Genomic DNA, 23,131 nt, shown 5'->3' with positions numbered 1-23,131 from the left:
GCGCATGAGATCAACGTTTGAGCAACTATTCGTGAAATACCCCGATTTGGAGCCATGTCGTGCATCCATTCAAGCCGCATTTGAGGCAATGAAGCTTTCATTCGAAAAGGGAGGCAAAATGCTGCTGGCCGGGAACGGAGGAAGTGCAGCGGATTGTGAGCACGTAGTAGGTGAATTAATGAAAGGTTTTATGTCTCCTCGTAAACTCCCTAAGAAGCAAAGGGATCTCATGATGGTTCACGGTGAAGAGCAGGGAACCTATTTAGCGGATCGTTTGCAGGGAGCGCTTCCAGCGATTTCATTAGTGAGCCATACCGCATTTGCAACAGCATTTAATAATGATGTGGCAGCAGATATGGTATTCGCACAGGGAGTGTATGGTTACAGTCGACAAGAAGATACCCTCGTTGTGTTCAGTACATCGGGGAACTCGGCCAACATTGTTCACGCTGTACAAGTCGCCAAGTCAATGGGGGTAACGACGATTGGTTTGACGGGGAATGGCGGCGGTCGATTGAAAGAACTTTGTGATGTTACTATTCGTGTTCCGTACAACGCAACACCAGATATTCAGGAACGTCATCTTCCGATATACCATGTGCTTTGTATGATGTTAGAGGAGGCATTCTTCGTATGAGTCTCCTGCTAGGCGGCATGGATATCGGAGGTACCAAATGTGCTGCTGTACTTGGGAGATCGGCTTCTGAGACGGTGAACATTATCGATAGAATAAGCTTTCCCACACCTGCAACGCCCGAAGAGGCGCTAATGCAGCTAGGCGATGCGTTGGAGCAATTGCTGAAGCGCAACAACGCGGGTACTCTCCAAGCCATTGGGATTAGCTGCGGCGGACCTCTGAGTAGTAAGGATGGATGGGTCCTTTCTCCACCCAATTTGCCTGGTTGGGATCGTATTGATGTGCTGACACCTTTTCGAGATCGATTCCATGTTCCTGTTGGTTTGCAAAATGATGCCAACGCTTGTGCATTGGCGGAATGGAAATGGGGAGCCGGACGAGGCTCAGAGAATATGATTTTCTTGACCTTTGGTACCGGCATGGGTGCTGGTCTTATCTTAAATGGTCGAATCTATGGCGGGGCTAACGATATGGCTGGTGAAGTCGGGCATATCCGATTAGCGGAAGATGGACCTCTCGGCTATGGGAAATACGGCTCGTTCGAAGGCTTTTGCAGCGGCGGCGGGATTGCCCGGTTAGCTCAAAAGATGGTGGAAGACGGCGTAGGAGTCGGGGAGTCAACACTTTTGCAAGGTAATCAGCAAGCGCTGACAGCAAAAGCTGTGTTTGAAGCTGCACATGCCGGAGATGAACTAGCGATGACCGTGATTCGAACCGTTAGTGTACAGCTAGGCCGCGGATTGGCGATCCTGGTGGATATCTTGAATCCTGATACGATAGTTATTGGCAGTATCTATGAGCGTCAGGAAGCGATGTTAGCTCCTCTGGTTATGGCCGAGCTGCAGCGTGAAGCTTTACCGATTTCACTTGGTGTTTGCCGAATTGTCCCTTCCGGATTACAGGATAATGTCGGAGATGCTGCCAGTTTATCGGTTGCACTCCATGAATATGATCAACAGCGGAATTAGAGAAGGAGGACCTTATGCTACAAGGAAATGAGATTAGTTCAAACGGCTTACAGTCCGTTCTTGGCCATATTGGTGTTACGGTGACACCTGACAATGGTCCTGCATTGCCGCTTCTATGTAGAGCGACTGAAGTAACAACAGGCTCGGATGAGCGCGGTGCATATACAGAAACGAAGCAAGTTTTCCGCAACGAGAGTGATACAGCCGTCGTTCAGGTGCAGTTGCGCGCTTATGATTCCTCTGTGCTGGCCTCGGTGCAAGGTGAGTTCATCAATGCTAATGATTTCGGGAAACAGCTTTGTTTTGCCGCACAGAATGGCATTATCATCCATGCACAGAACATGGAGCAAGCAGAAGGTTTAATGGCCAACTATCAGCATAAAGACTGGTGGACTCGTCCTCATTTTACCCGGGATTGGTCAAAGTTGCCTGAACGTACACAATCTTTGCTGTGGCGTAAAGGAAAGGAGGCATCCTATTACCATCTGCTGCCTGTTTGCGGACCTGAATTCCGTACAGATGTATGCGGCGATGCGTCAGGGCTGCAAATTCGAGTGTCATCTCATCAAGGTGGAAGAACCAAATGTGAGACACTGTCTTTTGTGCTTGGGACAGGTACAGATCCTTATCTGTTAATGGAAAATCAAGTTGACACAGCGCTACATGCCCTTGATTACCCGACATTGCCTCGCACGCAGAAAACGTACCCAGAAATTCTGGATTCCCTAGGCTGGTGCAGTTGGGATGCATTTTACCATCAGGTCAATGAGGAAGGTTTGCTGATCAAAGCTGAAGAGCTTCAGGCTGCTGGACTGCCCGTGCAATGGGTGATGATTGACGATGGTTGGTCACAAACGATGGATAGGAAGCTATCCTCTTTCCAAGCAGATGAAGAAAAGTTCCCGCAAGGGCTTGGCGCAACGGTTCGCAAGCTGAAAGAGCAACATGGGATTCGCTGGGTTGGCGTTTGGCATACGATCGCTGGTTACTGGGGCGGAATTCATCCAGATTCGCCAATTGCGAAGCAATATAGCGACTATCTCTACAGCAATGCGAAAGGTAGCTTAATTCCTTATCCGGATGCGGGACGCGGCTTTGGCTTCTGGCATGCTTGGCATGCTTTCTTGGAGCGTCAAGGTATCGACTTTGTTAAAGTGGACAGCCAAAGTGCCGTCTTGAATTTCACAAAGCATGAATGGTCGATCGGTGAAGCGGCAGCTGCGGCTCATCAGGCACTGGAAGCATCGGCATCCTTACATTTTAATAACACGATCATTAACTGTATGGGGATGGCGGCTGAGAATATGTGGCACCGTCCGAAATCTTCGGTTTCTCGCAACAGCGATGACTTCGTCCCACAAGATGAATTTGGCTTTGCTGAGCATGCTCTGCAAAACGCATATAACTCCTACTATCACGGCGCGTTCTATTATGGCGATTGGGATATGTATTGGACGAAGAATCATGATGACATTCAAAATGCGGTACTTCGCTCGGTCAGCGGCGGACCTGTTTATTTCAGCGATGCGCCAGGCAACACCGATCCTTCAAAAATATGGCCGCTAATTTACCAGAACGGCAGTATCATTCGCTGTGAACAAACGCCCAGCCCTACGGCCGATTGCCTATTCTTAGATCCGACGAAGGAACAAGTACCATTGAAACTATGGAACACGTCGCGAGATTCAGGCGTTGTAGCAGCGTTCCATATCGGTAAGTTTAAGGATGAGATTAAAGGTTCGGTAAGTCCTTCTGATGTACCGGGATTACACGGGGAGCAGTTCGTACTTTATGAACATTTCTCTGGCGAGATGAAGCTCATGCGTTCGGATGAACACCATGATTTTGTACTTCAGCCAGCACAATGTGCACTTTACTTATTTATTCCAGTTGCAGGGGCGGCAACGCCAATCGGCTTGACCGATAAATATGTTGCAACGGATGCAGTAAGCCATGTGAAGACAGATGGTTCTACCGTTTCCTTCCAATTGAAAGAAGGCGGAATATTCCGGTTCATGTCAGCTGGCAGTAAAGTAGTCGTGGATGTAAATGGCAAGACACTTCCTGTCGTGATGGTGAGTAAACAATTGTATGAAGTCGAAATCCCTAATCTGGAAGACAAGCTTCAAGTTGTTCTTTCAGTTTCGGAATAAACTTGAGGTGAGATGACATGGACAAGATGACCCATTGGGAAGCTGATATTCCTGTTCTTGAAGAAAAAGATATTGTCATCATTGGTGGGTCTTTCGCTGGTATCGCCTGCGCGGTGGAATTAGCGAAAGCCGGACAACGAGTCATGATTATCGAGCCACGTACGTATTTGGGGCGGGAACTCTCCGCCCCTCTTCGTCCGTGGCTAGATCTTTCTGCGAGCGATAGCTCGAATCGACCTGAGCTTATTCAATTTGTCATCGAGCAGGCTGGTGAAGAAACGTTTGCTGCTGATAAAACATATTTGCCCCTGCATCCTGACCGGCTGAAGCGTGCACTGGAAGATAAGCTGATCGCGCACGATATTGCCCTCCTATATGCTTCACTTCCAGTTGCCATCGTAAAGAAACGTAACGAGCTGGAAGGGCTCGTCATCGCGAATAAAACGGGCAGCCAAGTGATTCTCTGTAAGCGTTTAATCGATATGACGGAAACAAATGTTGTTTCACAGTTGACTGGTCAAGCCCTGGATTCATTTGTCAATGGGAAAACGGCAGCGTTTGCAAGAACGTTAGAATTTACTGGCGTAACTTGGCAGGAAAATGAGCAAGCGGATGGACTCATCGTTCCCAGTAGTCTGGGACTGCTTAATGACAAAGTGAACATGCTACAAGGCTATCGAGATGGGCAGCATTATTACGTGGAATACTGGATGGAGTTGACAAGCGGCAGCCAGCTGGAAACAGTGGGTGAACGCGAACTGGAAGCTCGTAGGCGGGGCATGGACTTGACGGCCTATCTCGTACAGCACGTTCCAGCTTTCCGTAAAGCTAATTTGTGCTCGTCCTCCTTTGAGCTTCACGGACCTGTGCCTCTTGCTAGCGGAACAGAAACGCATTTGCAGTCTAAAGTTGATCCGATTGAAACAACCATTGCGGGTATGCAGCTGGCTGCTTCTTTCCTTAATGAGTTGGAAGAGAACACACCCGAGTCTGAGCAACAAGCTGGACAGCCGAGCACATACAGACATATAAAAGCCGAGGTTCCTACGTTGAAAAAAGTCGATGTTCTCGTGATCGGCGGAGGTTCCAGCGGTGCATGCGCATCGATCACAGCGGGAGGCGAAGGCGTTAGCACGATGCTCGTCGATATGAATCCCGGGCTTGGCGGTACAGGAACCTTCGGCGGAGTGGACAGCTATTGGTTTGGCCGAAGGGAAGGCTTCGCAGCTCGCATTCATGATGCAGTATTAACTGTGCAGCAAGGCATCGGCTACAAGGGGCATAAATGGAACATTGAAGCGAAAATGTTCGCTCTGCAGCAGGAGGCACAGTGTCAGCATGTCGATCTGCTATTCAATTCCTTTACGTATGCAGCGTTGATGGACAAGAACCGCGTTTGCGGTGTCCTGGTCGCTACCCGCTCAGGACCTGTTGCCATCTACGCCGATGTTGTGATCGATGCGACAGGCGATGGTGATGTGGCTGCTTTTGCAGGGGCAGAATTTGTGTACGGCTCTGCGAAAGACCAAACCGTGATGTGGTACTCCCTATCGCAATATAGCAAACCAGATAAAATTCAGAACAATTTTACAAGTATGGTGGATGTTTCGAATATTGTGGACTACACACGTGCGATTATGGCTGGACGCCGGAGAGGCGACCCGCAATTGCATGACCATGGCATTTATGTTGCGACAAGGGAAAGCCGGCATATTGTAGGCGAAGCTGTCATGCAGCTATCCGATCAGCTTCTGCAAAGAAGTTGGCCGGACGTAATTAATGTTCATTTTAGTAATCATGATGTCAAAGGGGTCAGCGGGGCAGATTGGATCAATATTGGACTTATCCCACCTAATTTAGAAATTGAAATTCCGTATCGCTTGCTGCTGCCGAAAGGGATTGAAGGCTTGCTAGTCGCGGGCAAAGCTATTTCTGCTACACATGATGCGCTGCCTGCGATTCGGATGCAGTCTGATTTGGAAAATTTGGGAGGTGTAGCTGCGCTTGCCGCTGCATTAGCTGTGCGAACTGGTGTTCTTCCAAGTGGCATTGCGATTAAGGAGCTGCAAGATCGCTTGATTCACGAAGACATTTTGCCTGAAGCGGTTAGAACAAGACAACTTGCGCCTATACAATACACAAATGAACAACTCAAGCTCTTAGTAGATAAAATCGAATCGGATCAGCCGCTCTATGAATATGCCAATATGCGAATGAATGAAATTTACAGGGAGCGCATTCCTTTTGTAGAAATATGCTCGTTAGGGCAGAGAATTGTCCCCTACTTAATTGAGGCGATGGGGCACGCAACAGGCATGCGGGAGCTCCGACTGGCCCAAGCATTAGCTATGCTTGGAAGTAAAGAGGCTGTTCCCATACTGATCCCAAGGATCATGGAAGAGTTGCAGGGACCTGAACTTCCACGTCGGACGGCGGATATGATGTATGTCCAGCTGCCACCTGATCATGGCGCAATGCCAGATGTCGTTTATTTGTTGTATTCCCTCGCACAAACGCAGGATTCACGGGCAATTGCCGTATGGGAGCGGGTCGTTCAGCTGATGCAGCCAAGCGAAGACGACTTCAAAGATACTTGGTTAGGTCTCTACTATTATATAGATGCGGTCAGTCAAGGAGCAGAAAGACTAGGTAGTCGCGATGCCATTCCAGTATTGGAACGATTACATCGCATTCCTTGTCTACATGCCCAGATGAGCACAAGCGCTCCGCAATCTGACTATTTTTTGGAAAGAAGAGCGATGCTGGAGCTGGTCATTGGCAGGGCGCTTGCCCGGTGTGGAAGCAGGCTTGGATACGAGGTGTTGATCCAATACGTCAGTGATGGCCGATCGCTGCTTGCGAAGCAAGCACTTCAGCAATTAAGGGCGATTAGCGGACAAGCGTTCACGAAGAATCTAGAAAGCTTACGACGTTGGCTGGATAACGAGCAGCCTTATCAGCATACGTATCCACTTCAGACTCAGCTCGATATTGAAATGAACAGTGAATCCATTTTGCGTTCGTAAAAGGGAACTATTTCAGGATGAGGTGGCTACATTGTTTTTAGCGCTGGATATCGGAACAACCAATATAAAAGCAGCGGTTGTAGATGAGAAAGGGAAGCTTCTCGGTACAGCTATTCGAGCTAACCAGAAGAATCAGCATCCACGGGGATATATGTATTATGATCCAAAGCATTTATGGAGTACCGTTGCTTCGCTTATCAAAGAAGCTCTTGCTATGGTAGGTGGCGTCACAGCGATTCGTTCTGTGGGTATAACCAGTATGGCAGAAAGTGGGCTTTTAGTTGACCGTCAAACTGGCGCAACCAGAACGATGATTATTCCCTGGTTTGATTCGTGTGCCCTCCCGCATGAGGGACGGATTAAACAGGAGATTGATGTTTATGAGCAGTTTTGCCAAAGCGGACTACACCCATCATTCAAACAAGGACTGTCCAAGCTACTCTGGGTTCAAGAAACACAGCCTGAAGCACTCCATGGCAGCATCTGGTTGTCCGTTTCTTCCTATGTGGCTTACTTACTGACTGGGAGATTTGCGGAAGAGGAAACGCTTGCTGCTCGAACCTTTGTGTACCGAATGGACAAAAGGGAATGGAATTCCTCATTGATCCGACATTTTGGACTGGCAGAGAATCATTTTCCTACGGTAATTACCACAGGTACTTCTGTTGGAACTGTTTTGCCAGAGGTTGGCAACAGACTTGGCTTAGGGGGAGAAGCAGCGGTTTGTCTCGCCGGGCATGATCATGTATGTGCATCGTTGACAATCGGTGAACCCGAACAGCGCAATGTGTATAACTCCATGGGCACGGCTGAAACATTAGTAGGAAGCTTCGGAACTAGAGCTCTTGGCAAGAACGATTACCATTCGGGACTTGCGTTTGGACGACATCCGTTGGCGGGTCAAATGTTTTGGATGGGAGGTCACTCTGCGTCAGGAGGTTCCATTGAATGGTTGAGGGACCTCTTGGATACTGGTGAATTATCCTATTCAGAAATACTGGGCTTGCTCGATCAGGTTAATCAGGTTGATTCAGGACCAACCGGTATTCTGTATTACCCTTATTTGTCCGGATGCGGTGCACCTTCTCCAAATGCGAGGGCACAAGCTGCTTGGATTGGACTTACTGCGCGTCATCAGCGTGGGGATATGTTCAAAGCTATTTTGGAAGGGAATGCCTACCAAATGGAATGGATGCGACTCCAAGCTGAAAAAGTAGGCGGAGAACCTATCAACAAGTTGGTTGTCGTCGGTGGCGGGGCCAAAAATAAGCACTGGCTGCAGATCAAAGCGGACGTGTCAGGTATCGAGCTAAATCAACCCGACTTGCCGGAAGCAACGCTGCTTGGTGCAGCGCTAACGGCTGGGGTCGGTGCCGGTGTGTATGCTTCCTTTGAAGAGGCAATGCGTATTGTGCCAGCAGGTGGATTGCAAATCTACAGGCCCGATCTTGCTAATCACAATCAGTACCAGTCCATCTTCCAGAACGGCTTCGCTCACCTTCGTCCGATGCTTTTAGAATACGACATGTGGTTAAGACAACAGTCTAGAAATGAACGCTAATCGATAATTCATACTTCTCAAGTCTAGGAGGACCACGATGCCACAGAAGAATCAAGTCCAGCTGATTACGTACCCCGACTCCCTTGGCGGAGATTTAAAATCCCTAAATGAGGCGCTGCGCAATTATTTCTCTGATATTTTTAAAGGCGGTATTCATATCTTACCTCCCTTTCCTTCATCAGGGGATAGGGGCTTTGCACCGTTAACTTATTTGGAAATTGAGCCTGCGTTTGGTACTTGGGAGGATATAAAGGCGATAGGGCATCAATATGATGTACTTGTCGACCTCATGGTTAACCATATTTCCAGAAAATCAACTTATTTTCAGGATTTTTTGAAGGATGGACGTAATTCCGAATATGCAGATCTATTTATTACGTTAGATAAAGTCTGGGAGGACGGACAGCCTGTCACCGAAGATGTCGAGAAAATTTTCTTGAGAAGACCGCGACCTTATTCAACTTTTGAAATTGAAGAAACGGGTACCGAGGAAACTGTATGGACCACATTCGGTAAGGAAGATCCTTCTGAGCAGATTGACCTTGATATTAAATCAGAGAAAGTTAAACAGCTTTTAACGGATTTCTTCGCCAACTTCTCCCAAAATAATGTGAAGACGGTGAGATTGGATGCGGTCGGCTTTGTCATCAAGAAGCTGGGAACAAGCTGTTTCTTCGTAGAGCCTGAGATTTATAATTTCCTTGATTGGATTAAGGGGATGGCAGATTCTCAAGGCATTGAGTTGTTGCCTGAAGTACATGCACACTACAAAATCCAAAACAAACTGGCTGAACGTGGCTACTGGATCTATGATTTTATTTTGCCGTATACGATTCTTGAAACGATGCTGAATTGTTCTAGCGAGAAGCTTTGCGACTATTTGAAAGTACGTCCAAGTAAGCAATTTACCATGTTGGATTGCCATGACGGTATTCCTGTACTGCCAGATTTGAATGATCTAGTCGATACAAAATCTGCAAGACATGTAGTCGATCTATGTGTAGAAAGAGGCTCAACGCTTAGCCTGATCGTTTCCGAAGAGCACAAAGGTGAAGGCGGTTTTGATGTTCACCAAATAGGCGGGACCTACTACTCGGTACTGGGTCGCAATGATGACGCTTATCTAGCAGCTAGGGCGATTCAATTTTTTGCTCCGGGCATTCCGCAAGTGTATTATGTTGGCTTATTGGCTGGAGAAAATGATTATGAAGCTGTCCAAGCGACGGGTGAAAATCGTGCCATGAACCGTCACAACTACACCATGCAAGAAATTGAAGCTTCCTTGGAAAAAGACGTTGTGCAACGCCTGTTAAAGCTTATTCGATTTAGAAATGACTATCCCGCCTTTGAAGGGGATTTTAAAGTGCTGGAATCAGCTGCGGACGAAGTTCATCTTTCCTGGCAGAAGAATAGCCACTCTTGTACGTTGTTTATCGATTTGAAAACGAAGCGAACTGTCATTGAGTATTTGGATAATAAGGGTGAAATGATTCAATATAGCGTTTAAATAAAGCTAACTCTCAGGAGGAATCAGGCATGAATAGCAAACTCTTTTTAAATGGTAATGACTGGGAAATATTAGATTTTATCGACGAGGCTTGGCGGACCAAACAGGTAGAAAGTGACGAACCGACAGATCCTCGGCCGTGGGTTAAGGCAACGGTTCCAGGGAGCATCCATCAGGACCTCTGGGACAATGGGATCGTGCCAGATCCTTATTTTGAACAAAACAGCCTTATGCTGGAGTGGATTCCGCAGCGCTCTTGGGTATATAGAAAGACGTTTTTTGTTGAAGGGGGGAAAGAGGGAAGCGGAGCACGGTTGCACCTGCGCGGTATTGATTATAGGGCGCACATTTACCTAAACGGTACGCTGCTCGGCACTCATGAGTCCATGTTTGTACCTGCCGAGTATGAAGTTACGTCTCATCTCCGATACGGGGCAGATAACTTGTTGACCGTGGTCCTTGACCCGGCTCCTCCTTCTGAGTCCCAGATGGGGCGAACGTCCAAAGTCGGACATACGAAAACGAGAATGAATTATTGGTGGGATTTTACACCCCGTATGGTTCATCTCGGTATTTGGCAGGAAGTGTTTATTGCCTTTACTGGAACGGTAACGGTTGAGGATGTTTACGTCCGGCCGCAGCTGAACGCAGACTATACCCGTGCGGAAGTTTCTGTAAGCATCGAACTTTCTTCCCAAAAGCATATCTCCGCCGAAGTCGTTCTGGGGATTAATCTGAACGGAAGTCAAGTTGCCCTCTTATCCTGCTCTTCGCAGCCGCTGTCTGAGGGAATAACTAAGCTTGAAGTCATGCTGCCCATTGAGAATCCTGAGCTGTGGTGGCCGAATGGGGAAGGTGCGCAGCCGCTCTACCAGCTGACCGTTTCTGTCATGGAAAAAGGGTCAGACGAAGTGTTGTATCGCAAGGAGACCGAGTTCGGTATCCGAAAGGTAGAGTTTTCGCCTAACGAAACTTCCCATCCAACGGCATTGCCGTACACCTTCACCTTAAATGGCCGTAAGGTCTATGTCAAAGGGTATAATTGGGTGCCGATTGACGTTCTTTATGGTGTAGAGCGCTTGGCAAAGATGGAGCATCTTCTCACGCTCGCGAAGGAAGCGAATGTCAATCTCATTCGGGTCAATGGGGTAGGCCTTATTGAGACGGATGTTTTCTATGAAATTTGCAACAGGCTCGGAATCATGGTCTGGCAGGAGTTCAACCTGACCAGCTCCGCTTTTAACAGTAAGCCAAAAGAGGACGAGTCGTTCATCAGCGGAGTTATTCAGGAAGCAGAAAGCTTCATTCCGCTCAAACGGAACCATCCTTCACTCGTGCTATGGTGCGGGGGCAATGAATTGGAGTCGTTGGACAAGCTTCCATTAAACGGGGAAGAACCTGTGCTTGCAGCGCTCAAAGCGACAGTCAAACGACTCGATCCAGACCGCTTATGGCTGCCTTGTTCACCTTCAGGTCCTCTGCCGTTCAACGGTATTAACATGAGTCGGAACCGGCCGGATGACCTGCACGATGTCCATGGTCCTTGGCACCACGAGGGCTTGACTGCGCAATATACGCTTTTCAATGCCGGAGCTAATTTGTTACACAGCGAATTCGGCGCGGACGGCCTCACGAACTTAAAAGCGCTTGAAGCGACACTGAAGCCAGAAAACCGCTGGCCAGTAACGCTGCAAAATCCAGTGTGGTATCACCTAGGCTCCTGGTGGGTGCAGGAAAAGCAATGGCGAGACATTTTCGGCGAACTTCCCGATCTGGAGACGGCCATTGAAGCAACCCAATTTTTGCAGGCGGAGGGTGTGCGTTACGCCATTGAGAGGAATCGTGCTCGAAAATTCCGCAACAGCGGTGTTTTGCCGTGGATGTTCAACGAACCATATCCCATGGCAGCGTGCACGTCGGCCGTTGATTATTTCGGCCGACCGAAGCATTTGTATTACGCCTCGGCACAAGCGTATAACACTGTTTCCGTAACGGCCAAATTCGCGAAGCAAGCGTGGGCGAACGATTTGGATTTTAACGCGGAATTGTGGGTGACCAACGGCGGTACCCAAGCGTACACAGAGGCGGAGCTACATTGGTCGATGGAAGAAGCTAATGGCAACGGCTTTGCAAGCGGCAAGCGTACGATAAATGTGGGAGTTAATGAAGCGGATAGCTTTGGAGATATCAGCTGTTCATTAGCTGAGATTACCGGAAATTTATTTTTTCTTTCCATTCAGCTCATCGATACGTCGGGTAACGTTATAGCTTCTAATCGTTATCTGTTTACGAAGACGGACAATCTTAAGCCGATGCTGGAGCTTCCGCGTACCTTGCTGGATATCCAATCGGAATGCACGGGTCCGAATTGGAGCGTCAACGTTACAAACAGAGGGAAGCACGCCGCCTTGCTTGTGCGGATCGATGATGATCGATCTCTGGATGCCGAAGGATGGGGCTATATTAGCCATAGCGGATTCCATCTGCTCCCGGGGGAGAGCCGCACAGTTACAGTTGTCTGGAAAGGTACCGGGAATCACAGTGTGCTGTCCGTCCAGGCACTTAATGCAGAAAAGAAGATAGTCCTATAGCGACTGAAGAATACAATGTATATGTTTAGCGAATCTCCATTACACAACAGTAAAATTTAATAACATACAGTTCCATAATTGAGAAAAGTGCAAATCTTGCACTTTTCTTTTGTTTGTATTCCAGTTTATGTTGGATGTGTGTAGGAAAGGGGAGAAGGAATTGCAACGATTAAATCAGTTTCAATTTAATCAGTTTTCTTTGCGGATCGCGGGACTGGCTTCAACCATCGATGATGATGCCAAATTCGCCAACATGCTTATGGGGCAAAGTAGTTTAGATGGCATTTAAATTCTAAAGCCTAGAACCGTCCAGTAGCTTACATCGGCAGCCTTGAACACAGATCAGCTAAATAATTTATGAAATTACGGAATATTGTTAATTCATCTTCTCTATTTGAAGGCTAATTTCTTTCATTACTTTTCTACGATATTGGCCTGGGGTAACGCCAGTAAACTTCTTAAATAACTTATGAAAGTAAGGTAAGCTCTCATATCCGCAATTGTAGGCGATGGTATCAATGCCTAAGTCTGTAGTTAACAGCTGCTCCTTGGCAGTTGAAATTCGCTTGGCATTCACATAGTCGGTGATGTTCATCCCGGTTAATTGTTTAAACACCCTAGATAAATGAGGGGCTGAGACGGAAGTCTGCTTAGCCAAATACGAAAGTCCAACGATATGGTCAGTGTGGAACTGATCTAAGTGTTGAAGGATGTTTAGTAACCAGGAGGGTCCGACATCGGATTCGGCCAATTGATGATGGGATTCTTTTAATATCAAACGATTAATGCTGATCAGAAAGCTATTTAAAAGTAGTTGAACTGCGTATCTAAAACCAGCTTCATGTCGTTCCATTTCCTCATGCATTTGTTGGAGCTTTTCTTCTAGATGAGGGCGCATGGCTACTGGGACAACAAGCTTATAACTCTTATATTTTCGTGCTCGCTCAAAAACTTGCCTATTCGTAAACGAATCACCTGTTGAATAATGTCCAATTAGTTGCGGATCAAAAAAGACAGCAGTGGCAGTAACAGGAGATTCAGAATCTGGCAATGCCTGATGAATGGTATTGCCAGGAATGATGAAAAGGTCTCCTTCATTCATTTCGTAGAGCATTTGATTTAAGAAAAACGTACCTTTCCCACTATAAACATAAACCAATTCGTAGCGATCATGAAGATGTTCTGGAAGTTCTCGAATTGGTGTCTTTTGGTCCTTAAAAACAATGTCAAATGGCAGGAGATCATCGTTTGTAAAGTTTTTTACAAGCGGTTTTTGCATTTTGTGAGCCTCCACCTGATCAATTTACTTTATTATTTGTCTTTGTTTTAGAATATCAAAATAGAGTATGTTTCTGCAAAGGTAAAGAATTAACAAATGCCATAATCTTGGTACAATATTAGTAAACTTGAAATGTTCAGAATATCTCATCAAAGGAGCTAGTCATCGATGGACGTCGTTTACCAATTTGAAGAAGTAGCGAGACTTCCCTTACCTGGGGATAACTGCGCCGTTGCGATCCGCCAATTGAACTCTGGTACCGCCATTCAGTATGAAGACCAGATCCTCACCTTAGATTACACGGTTATGGAAGGCCATCGATTTGCGGTGAAAGCGATTTCTCCTGGCGAAGATCTGCTTTCGTGGCATTTGCCTTTCGGCGTGGCGCGTAAGCCGATTCAGCCCGGCCACTATGTGATTAACGAAACAGTGCGGGAAGCGCTCAGTGTGCGTCAATTGACATTCGCGGTGCCGACGGAATCAAATTTCGCGGATCAAATTTCTCCTTATATCTTTGACGAGGAGAACTTCCTGCCGGCTCAGGCATCGCCAGCTTTTACAGATACGCGCACTTTCATGGGATATCGACGCCATAAAGATCGCGGGGTAGGCACCCGGAACTACATCGTACTGCTCGGAACTACCTCGCACACGGGGAGCTACGTGAATGAGCTTGCCACCCGTCTGCAAGGTATATGGAAGAATGACTCGAATATAGACGGAATTGTTCCCGTCGCTCACACAGAGGGCGGCACAGAGAAGCCGAATAATGTGGACTTGCTGCTGCGAACGCTCGCAGGTTTCATGGTCAACCCGAACGTTGGAGCGGTTTTGGTTGTCGATTATGGCAACGAATCGGTCACGAACAAGATGGTGGAGGCTTATGCACGTGAGCATAGCTATCCAATCGATGAGGTTCTGCATAAGTTCGTGTCGCTCACAGGCAGCTTTGAAGAGGAGCTGGTTAAAGGTGAAGCTTTAGTAACCGGATGGCTATCAACGGTGAATACGATGCAGCGAACGCCTGAATCCGTCAGCCACTTGCGAATCGGCTTGCAATGCGGCGGTTCGGACGCATTTTCTGGCGTATCCGCGAATCCACTGCTGGGTTGGGTTTCGGAACATCTGGTGCGTTACGGTGGTGCGGCTAGTCTAGCTGAAACGGATGAGTTGATTGGCGCGGAGCCCTATGTCCTCTCGAAAGTACGCAACGTAGAAACCGCGCGCAAATTTCTGGAACTTGTGAACCGATTTAAAGAGCGTACGTCCTGGCACGGCACCAGTGCGGAAGGTAACCCGTCAGGTGGCAACATGTATCGCGGTTTGTACAACATTTATCTTAAATCTATAGGCGCTGCTATGAAGAAAGACCCGATAACACGAATCGATTATGCAACTGAGTATGGGGAGCTCATGAAGGATGGCGGTTACTATTTCATGGATAGCCCTGGCAATGACCTGGAGAGTATCGCCGGACAGGTAGCCGCAGGCTGCAACATGATCTTCTTTACAACAGGAAATGGTTCGATTACCAATTTTCCATATGTGCCTACGGTTAAGGTGGTCACGACAACTCGCCGCTTCCAATTGCTTTCGAACGATATGGATGTGAACGCGGGGCAGTATCTGGAAGGCAAGTCGATGGATGAGTTAGGCAAAGAGGTATTCGAGTTGGCGATCCAAATTGCCACTGGTCAGCGAAGTGTCGGCGAGAAGGCGGGCCATGCACAAGTTCAAATTTGGCGCAACTGGCAGCAGAACGATGCGAGTCAGCTAGAGACGCTGTTTCACGCTCCTGTACCGACAGGAGATCCGATAGCCATTGAAGATAATACTACAACCTTGGTTAACCCGATCCAATTTTCCTTTACTCGGCATCGCAATCGGCAGTCTAGTGACCATATCGGCTTGATCGTGCCAACCAGTCTTTGTGCGGGACAGGTAGCGGGCATGATTACTAAGCGTCTGAACGAGCAAGGCGCAGGGCAGCCAGAGCTCTCGCGCTTCGTAACATTGGCGCATACGGAAGGCTGCGGCACCTCGGGAGGGCCAGCCGAATCGCTGTTTGCACGCACGATGATTGGCTATATTACGCATCCGATGGTGGAGCATTGTTTGCTGCTGGAGCATGGCTGCGAGAAAACGCATAACGACTATATGCGTCATCAAATGGATGTGATGGGCGTCGATGCGAGCCGCCTTGGTTATGCCAGCATCCAGCTCGACGGCGGAATTGCTAAGGTGAGCGAGAAGGTTGAGGCTTGGTTCGCCGATCGATTAATTGCGGCAGATCCTGTGGAAAAAGTGACGGTCGGTTTGGAAGGGCTGCGCATCGGAATCGTAAGTGTTGGTGCCATTAACAAAGATGCCAGCGAGCAGTTGGGACGACTAACCAAGATGATTGTCGGGGCTGGAGGCTTGGTAGTCGTTCCCGAGAATAGCGGATTGCTTGCCGAGGATTCGTTTAACCAGCAACTATTTAGCTCGACTCAAGTGGGGCCGTCTATCGCATATGGGGAACATGTTCGTCAAAATGGATTCCATATTATGGATACCCCGACAAAGCATGGGGTAGAGACGATTACAGGACTCGCGGCCACAGGTGTGGAATTAATAATCGCGCTGATTGGTGACCGTCCAATGCAAACGCATCCTTTCGTCCCGATGCTGCAAATGACGTCAGATCAGGTTGTGCTGGATAAACATAAGCAAGATGTCGATTTGGTCCTCGAGGGTAACCCGAGCTTTTGGGTGGATCATATTCTCGAGCGCAGTAAAGAAATTTTGGAACATACGTATGTACCACATCTCTACCAGCAAGGTAATATTGATTTTCAAATGACACGGGGCTTATTTGGAGTGTCGTTATAAGTGAGACATAAATAGAAAGCGAGGTAAATTCCATGACGAACGCATTATTATCCCTACGGCCGCTTGGCCGTACTGGTCTACTTATATCACCGCTATGTATTGGAGCCGCTCCACTCGGGGATATGCCGGAGACCTTTCAATATAGCACATCTGAAGAACAGGCATTGGTGACGTTGCGTACCGCCTTCGAAAGTCCGATTAACTTTATAGATACGGCTGCAGCATACGGCGAGGGTGAGAGCGAACGGCGGATTGGCATGGCTATTCGAGCGAATGGTGGACTTCCGGCTGGTTACGTGTTGGCTACCAAAGCCGACCGCGACTTCAAGACCGGCGACTTCAGCGGCGAACAGATCAAACGGTCCATCGAGGAAAGTCTCGAACGATTAGGACTCCATCGTCTGCAATATGTTTACATCCACGATCCTGAACATACAACCTTCGAAAATGTGATGGGACCTGGCGGGCCTTTAGAAGTACTTCAAAAGTTTCAAGAGCAAGGAATCATCGATCACATCGGCATATCCGGCGGACCGATCGGTATGCTCATCGATTATGTGGAAACGGGAGCGTTCAGCGCTGTAGAAACCCACAATCGATATACGCTGCTCAATCGAGCTGCCGAACCATTGCTTGATGTCGCTAATCGCTTGGGCGTCGCTGTTATTAACGCTGCTCCTTATGGCAGCGGCATATTAGCGAAAGGTCCAGAAGCATACGCTCGGTATGCCTATAGCGATGCTTCGCCAATCGTAGTAGAACGAGCACGTAATTTCGCCAAAGTGTGCCAAGCATACAATGTACCACTAGCCGCAGCAGCGCTTCAATTTTCGCTTCGCGACCCGCGGATCGCCAGCACGGTCGTCGGCATGAGTAAACCGGAACGGGTAGCCCAGACATTGGAGCTTGCTAATTACCCGATTGCCCCTGAGCTATGGCCGGCGCTTGATGAATTTGGCTATGATACGGAAGATCCCGAAGGGAATTGATTTGCTTAGTGGGTCACTTTAAACCACTCTGTAAGTCAGATGACCTATGTTTCTAAACTTATTTTTAAAAAGATTACTCGTTCTATTGCTCGCTTTGTTTCAGGTGTGCGGAAATCCTACAGAAATAAGAACAATGAACAACAAAGAAGACAAGAGATGGATGCTCTTGTCTTCTTTTGTTTGCTCACCAAACAACGCTCATGATCATTTCCTCCAATCCCTATCCCTTAGGAACGTTTCGATAAGCACTAGGGGAGGAACCGGTTATTTTCTTAAATAATCTTGAAAAATAGTAGGGATCCGTAATACCCATGTTGAAGGCAACCTCTTTGATGGACAGAGGCGTTAGACTGAGCATTTGAGCGGCTTTTTGAATTTTCATTCTTAGAAAGTATTCAATGGGTGGCATGCCTGTTACTTCGTTGAATAATAAAATTAAATGCTGTCTAGACAAGCCTGTGTGTTGGGCTAATTCAGGGAGATTAATGGCTTTTTCTAAATGGTCATTCATGTATCGGATGGCAACCTCTAGGTATTGCTCTCTCTTTTTGTCCTTGGCTGTACCTCCTACCCGCATACCAATACTGCTAATCAGCTGTCGGATAGACTGGGAAACGTGCGTGTGGATGGGTAATGAGTAGGTTTTATCAGAAAGCAGATAGTAACATTGGTCAAAAACATCCTTGTATTCGGTCATTGCCCCGATAGGTAAATGTAGTGGCCCCGTATCCATCCCGTACATTTGTATAAAAGCTGCTGTATGGTTGCCCTGAAGATGAAACCAGTAAATACTCCATGGTGCATGGCTAGATGCGCCATATCGATGAGGTGTGTGGGCAGGAATGACGGCTAGATGATTCCGAGTCAAGGTGAATGCAGCTTGTTGTCCTAATTCTATCCAGCCTTCTCCTTCCGAGCAAAAGATGAAGATATGGGAGTTACTACCCTCAGGACGTTCCCGATAATGATGACGGGCAGACGGGAAGAAGCCAATGTCACTTACAAATAAATCTCGCGTCAGCTCGGAGCGGGATAATTCCGTCTGCATATATTCAGGAAGGATGAACAATTTCTCTTCTTCAAACCCTTCAGGCTTTCTAGTCGTATCCATTTGTAAGGCCTCCCTACAATAATAAGAATATAATCCATTACATTAAGCATTTTGTCAATTGGCTGCCGCCAGCATCCGAGGTAAAGTAGAGATAATCAGATAAGGGAGTGATGATGTTGAGTCAGAAGGTTCGCATTTGGGAAGAAGTAACGTCGATTCCGACATATGGCATTGGTGAGCCAGATCGCAATCCAATGTTTCTAGAGAAACGTGTTTATCAAGGAAGCTCTGGTAAAGTATATCCGCATCCGGTTATTGATAAAATTGAAGATGAGAAGAAGCCTCAGTCATATCGTATGGTGATCTTGGAAAACGAATATGTTCGCATCGAGATTATGCCTGAACTTGGCGGACGTATCTATCGTGCGTTGGACAAAACGAATGACTATGACTTCGTTTATTATAATCGCGTTATTAAACCAGCTCTGGTTGGTCTTGCAGGACCCTGGATTTCCGGTGGCATCGAATTCAACTGGCCGCAGCATCACCGTCCGAATACGTACGGTCCGGTTGAATATAAACTCACCGAGCAAGAAGACGGAAGCGCTACCGTATGGGTGAGTGAGATTGACCGCATGTACGGCACGAAAGTGACGGCAGGTTTCACTTTGTATCCGGGCAAAGCCTATCTAGAAATTTCTGCGCAGTTATATAACCGGACGTCGGAACCACAAACGTTCTTGTGGTGGGCAAACCCCGCGGTCGCGGTTAATGATCATACGCAATCTGTATTTCCGCCAGATGTAACGGCTGTTTTTGACCATGGTAAACGTGATGTCTCGAGATTCCCTATTGCAACAGGAACGTACTACAAAATGGATTATTCAGCCGGCGTAGATATCTCACGCTACAAGAACATTCCCGTTCCCACCTCGTATATGGCCTACAAATCTGATTACAATTTCGTCGGTGGTTATGATCATGGTGTTGGAGCAGGTTTGTTGCACGTAGCCAATCATCATGTTTCACCAGGTAAGAAGCAATGGACATGGGGGAACGGCGAATTCGGGCAAGCGTGGGATCGCAACCTGACAGATGAAGATGGTCCATATATTGAGCTCATGACGGGTGTTTACACAGATAACCAACCTGACTTCACGTGGCTGCAGCCCTATGAGGAAAAATCGTTCAAGCAATATTTCATGCCTTATAAAAATATTGGCGTCGTTAAAAATGCTTCCATCGATGCTGCGGTCAACCTAGAAGTGGATGAGAAGACGCGTGAAGCTGTCGTATTTGCCTATGCAACGTCCGTATTTGATGGTGCTATTGTGGAGTTGAAAGGCCGCAACCGAACGTATTTGAAGGAGAGTGTGAAGCTTTCTCCAACCGACACGTTCAAATCAGTTCTTACATTGGATGCAAACGATCAAGCACACGACTTGAAACTGACTGTCAGGGATGCCAATGGTACCTTACTCATTTCTTATCAGCCTACGAAGCCTTCCATTGAGCAAGTGCCGGATGCAGCTAAGCCACTGGTAGAGCCTGCAGAGTTGAAGACGAATGAACAGTTGTATTTAGCCGGTCTGCATCTGGAGCAATATCGCCACGCCACCTTCGAGCCAGAAGATTACTACTTAGAAGGTTTAAAACGTGACCCAAGTGATAGCCGTATTAACGTCGCCTACGGTACACTCTTGCTGCGTCGTGGGTTATTCTCCCGAGCAGAAGAACACTTCCGGACCGCGATCAAGTCGCTTACTTGGCGCAATCCAAATCCGTATGATAGTGAAGCACTCTATCAATTAGGCGTAGCACTTAAAGAGCAGGGACGGAAGGAAGAAGCATTCGCTGCCCTTTACAAAGCGACATGGTCGGCGAATTGGCAAGATGCAGGGTTCTTCACATTGGCACAAATTGCTTGTGAGAAGGGTTCTTACAGTGAAGCGTTGGAATTGGTTGAGCGTTCACAGGTACGCAATTCTCGCAATTACAAAGCACGTCACCTGAAAGCTGCACTTCTTCGAAAGTTGGGACTATTGCAGGAAGCAGTTGTCTTCTCACAGGAGACACTTGCGCTTGATATCGCTGATTTTGGAGCAGCTAACGAACGATACCTTACACTTGCAAGCCAAGGTGAGCAAGATCTTGCTAATGAAGCATTATTGGAGCTAACACGCCTCATGCGTGGAGATGCACATAATTATTTGAACCTGGCATCGGATTATGCGAATTGCGGCTTATTCGAGGAAGCTACCCGATTGCTTGGGCGAATTGTCCAAGGTCACGATTCCTCTAAAGTAAACCCGATGGTTCATTACACACTTAGCTATCTCTATGAGAAAACAGGGCATTTCGAACTGGCTAGCCATCACAGGCATGAGGGGAATACAGCAACTTCGGATTACTGTTTCCCGAATAACTTATTCGATTTGCAAGTGCTGACAAGTGTTATTGCGGCCTCTGAGGACAATGATAAGGCGCATTATTACCTTGGCAATTGGTGCTACGACAAAAAAAGGCACGAAGATGCCATCCTACACTGGGAAGCCTCACGTTCGATCCGAGAAGATTTCGCGACGGTACATCGTAATTTATCTCTCGCATATTTCAACAAAAGAGGGGATTCAGCATCGGCGCTTATCGCCATGGAGAAAGCTTTTGCTTGTAACCAGGATGATGCACGCGTCTTTTATGAACTGGATCAACTGTATAAGAAACTGGGTTACACCGCTGCGATTCGTTGCAGTAAGTTAGAAGAACACCAAGATTTAGTGAACAAACGCGACGATCTTTACGTGGAGTATGTGACACTCCTGAATGCGCAAGGTTTTCACGAAAAGGCCGTTCAAGCTATTCAAGCACGCAACTTCCATCCTTGGGAAGGTGGCGAGGGCAAAATAACCGGTCAGCATGTATGTGCTCATGTCGAGCTTGCGAAAGCAGCATTAGCTGACAATCGCTTTGAAGCAGCAGTATCCTACTTACATGAAGCACTGATCTACCCGGAGAATCTAGGGGAAGGTAAGCTGTCTGGTGCGCAAGAAAATAATGTGTATTATTATCTTGGACTCGCTCATAACGGTTTACAGCAAACGAAGCAAGCACAGGAATGTTTTGAAATAGCTTCACAGGGGCTGGAGGAGCCAGCTAGTGCCATGTATTACAACGATCAGCCGCCAGATATGATCTTCTATCAAGGAATGGCTTGGCTTGCTCTGGGTAATCAAAGGGAAGCGAAGCGCCGTTTCAATAAGCTGATTGATTACGCTGAGAAACACGTCTTCGACGATGTGAAATTTGACTACTTCGCGGTTTCTTTGCCAGACTTCTTAGTATTTGAAGACAATTTGAATGTACGCAATGAAGTTCACTGTCTATATATGATGGGACTCGGGCACCTCGGATTGGGTAACATAGCAATGGCTAAGGAGCAGTTCGATAAAGCTCTGGAGCTAGAAGCTAATCATGCAGGGGTACGAATTCATCAGGGGTTGTGCCATTAATGGAAGAGACTCAGACTAGCATAACAACGGGAACGTATAAAGGATTTTTATCCATCACCATTGAAAATGAGCAAATCCGTATGGAGATCGTACCGGATCTCGGCGGAAAGCTGGTTTCACTGATTTATAAGCCTAGTGGTAAGGAGTGGCTGATTGATTCGGGTGAAAGACCATTAAGGCAGCCTCGCTATGGCTCCGGCTTTGGCGAGTGGGATATGAGTGGTTGGGATGAATGTTTTCCAACAATTAATGAATGTCCATGGGAATTAGATAAGCGTGTGATTCTGCCCGATCATGGCGAAATTTGGTCGCTTCCTTGGAGTTATAGCGTCGAAGAGAACGAGGTTGTGTGTTGGGTAGAAAGTTCATTGCTCTCGTATCAGTTTACAAGAAGCATCACCCTGCATTCGGGGAATAAGGTAAGGATGAAATACCGTGTTAATAATAAGAACGATCAGCCGATGTCATTCCTGTGGGTGCCTCACCCGCAGTTTGCCATTACGGAACCAACACGTATTCTGCTCCCCAAACCCATGGTGGAAATGCTTTGCGTGTACGCAGGTCATAAGCTAAAGAATGGGGAAACGTATGCTTGGAAGGATGTCTCTCTAGTTTCCCCCGCGGTTACTGGAGACGGACGAAAGTTTTATTATGAGGGGCAAGTACCCATAAGTTGGTCTGGCCTGTACGGTCAGGAAAGTGAAAACTTCCTGATCGTATCAGTTCCCAAAGAGAAGGTTCCTTATCTAGGCATTTGGATCGATGAAGGCATGTTCAATGATCGAGTTACTTGTGCTTTGGAACCTAGTATTGGTTATTATGATTCCCTTGATAAAGCCGTACATAATGGGTCTGCACAAACCACTCCAGCCCAAGCATCTTTTGAATGGTATTTAGATCTAACCATCGGTATTGGAGAGTGGCATTCGTAAGGGCTGGTACCAGTGGGAAGTAAAAAAGATGATCCCTGTACAATACACATACAGGAA

Annotated in this window: 14 protein-coding genes; 12 read left to right on the top strand and 2 right to left on the bottom strand. The window is 47.3% G+C overall.

Annotation, left to right across the window (positions count from 1 at the left end):
* The first annotated feature begins 4 nt into the window (after nt 1-4).
* The 8 genes from AC58QM_RS10185 (at nt 5) to AC58QM_RS10150 (ending at nt 12,732) form a co-directional block, all read left to right on the top strand.
* Nucleotides 5-637 (top strand): D-sedoheptulose-7-phosphate isomerase, encoded by a 633-nt coding sequence (locus AC58QM_RS10185; RefSeq protein WP_497283547.1) that lies wholly within the window; start codon nt 5-7, stop codon nt 635-637.
* On the top strand, nt 634-1,605 hold the full coding sequence (locus AC58QM_RS10180; protein WP_497283545.1) for an ROK family protein: 972 nt from the start codon (nt 634-636) through the stop codon (nt 1,603-1,605). The genes AC58QM_RS10185 and AC58QM_RS10180 overlap by 4 nt, the downstream gene beginning before the upstream one ends.
* Nucleotides 1,606-1,619: 14 nt before the next feature.
* Complete coding sequence (locus tag AC58QM_RS10175) at nt 1,620-3,758, top strand: Sip1-related alpha-galactosidase (RefSeq protein ID WP_497283543.1); 2,139 nt, start codon at nt 1,620-1,622, stop codon at nt 3,756-3,758.
* 17 nt (nt 3,759-3,775) lie between these two features.
* A complete protein-coding gene (locus AC58QM_RS10170) occupies nt 3,776-6,784 on the top strand; it encodes an FAD-dependent oxidoreductase (protein WP_497283541.1) in 3,009 nt (1,002 codons plus the stop codon).
* A gap of 31 nt (nt 6,785-6,815) precedes the next feature.
* Nucleotides 6,816-8,345, top strand: a complete 1,530-nt coding sequence (locus AC58QM_RS10165) for an FGGY-family carbohydrate kinase (protein ID WP_497283540.1) — start codon at nt 6,816-6,818, stop codon at nt 8,343-8,345.
* Nucleotides 8,346-8,382: 37 nt separating this feature from the next.
* Nucleotides 8,383-9,852 carry a sucrose phosphorylase gene (gene gtfA / locus AC58QM_RS10160; protein ID WP_497283539.1) on the top strand — a complete coding sequence of 490 codons (1,470 nt, stop codon included), beginning with the start codon at nt 8,383-8,385 and terminating at the stop codon, nt 9,850-9,852.
* A 29-nt stretch (nt 9,853-9,881) separates the two neighbouring features.
* Nucleotides 9,882-12,443, top strand: a complete 2,562-nt coding sequence (locus AC58QM_RS10155; RefSeq protein WP_497283538.1) for a glycoside hydrolase family 2 protein — start codon at nt 9,882-9,884, stop codon at nt 12,441-12,443.
* Nucleotides 12,444-12,603: 160 nt separating this feature from the next.
* Nucleotides 12,604-12,732 (top strand): hypothetical protein, encoded by a 129-nt coding sequence (locus AC58QM_RS10150; RefSeq protein WP_497283536.1) that lies wholly within the window; start codon nt 12,604-12,606, stop codon nt 12,730-12,732.
* Nucleotides 12,733-12,819: 87 nt separating this feature from the next.
* Here the strand turns inward: AC58QM_RS10150 and AC58QM_RS10145 are convergent, their stop codons facing one another.
* On the bottom strand, nt 12,820-13,722 hold the full coding sequence (locus AC58QM_RS10145; protein ID WP_497283534.1) for a helix-turn-helix domain-containing protein: 903 nt from the start codon (nt 13,720-13,722) through the stop codon (nt 12,820-12,822).
* Between the two features lie 168 nt (nt 13,723-13,890).
* On the opposite strand from AC58QM_RS10145, the gene AC58QM_RS10140 reads away from it, so the two are divergent.
* Both AC58QM_RS10140 and AC58QM_RS10135 read left to right on the top strand, forming a co-directional pair.
* Nucleotides 13,891-16,593: a UxaA family hydrolase gene (locus AC58QM_RS10140; protein WP_497283532.1), complete on the top strand. Its 2,703-nt coding sequence runs from the start codon at nt 13,891-13,893 to the stop codon at nt 16,591-16,593.
* Nucleotides 16,594-16,625: 32 nt separating this feature from the next.
* Nucleotides 16,626-17,582 (top strand): aldo/keto reductase, encoded by a 957-nt coding sequence (locus AC58QM_RS10135; protein WP_497283531.1) that lies wholly within the window; start codon nt 16,626-16,628, stop codon nt 17,580-17,582.
* Between the two features lie 220 nt (nt 17,583-17,802).
* On the opposite strand, the gene AC58QM_RS10130 is transcribed toward AC58QM_RS10135, so the two are convergent.
* Nucleotides 17,803-18,693, bottom strand: coding sequence for a helix-turn-helix domain-containing protein (locus AC58QM_RS10130; protein ID WP_497283529.1), 891 nt, complete (start codon nt 18,691-18,693; stop codon nt 17,803-17,805).
* A 113-nt stretch (nt 18,694-18,806) separates the two neighbouring features.
* Here AC58QM_RS10130 and AC58QM_RS10125 point away from each other — a divergent pair, with 113 nt between their 5' ends.
* Nucleotides 18,807-22,142, top strand: coding sequence for a DUF5107 domain-containing protein (locus AC58QM_RS10125; RefSeq protein ID WP_497283638.1), 3,336 nt, complete (start codon nt 18,807-18,809; stop codon nt 22,140-22,142).
* A complete protein-coding gene (locus tag AC58QM_RS10120; RefSeq protein WP_497283527.1) occupies nt 22,142-23,074 on the top strand; it encodes a DUF5107 domain-containing protein in 933 nt (310 codons plus the stop codon). The genes AC58QM_RS10125 and AC58QM_RS10120 overlap by 1 nt, the downstream gene beginning before the upstream one ends.
* The last annotated feature ends 57 nt before the right edge of the window (nt 23,075-23,131 follow it).

The organism is Paenibacillus sp. J22P165 (assembly GCF_059692015.1).
The sequence above is the reverse complement of the archived record's forward strand: the minus strand, read 5'-3'. Positions and strand labels throughout refer to the sequence as shown.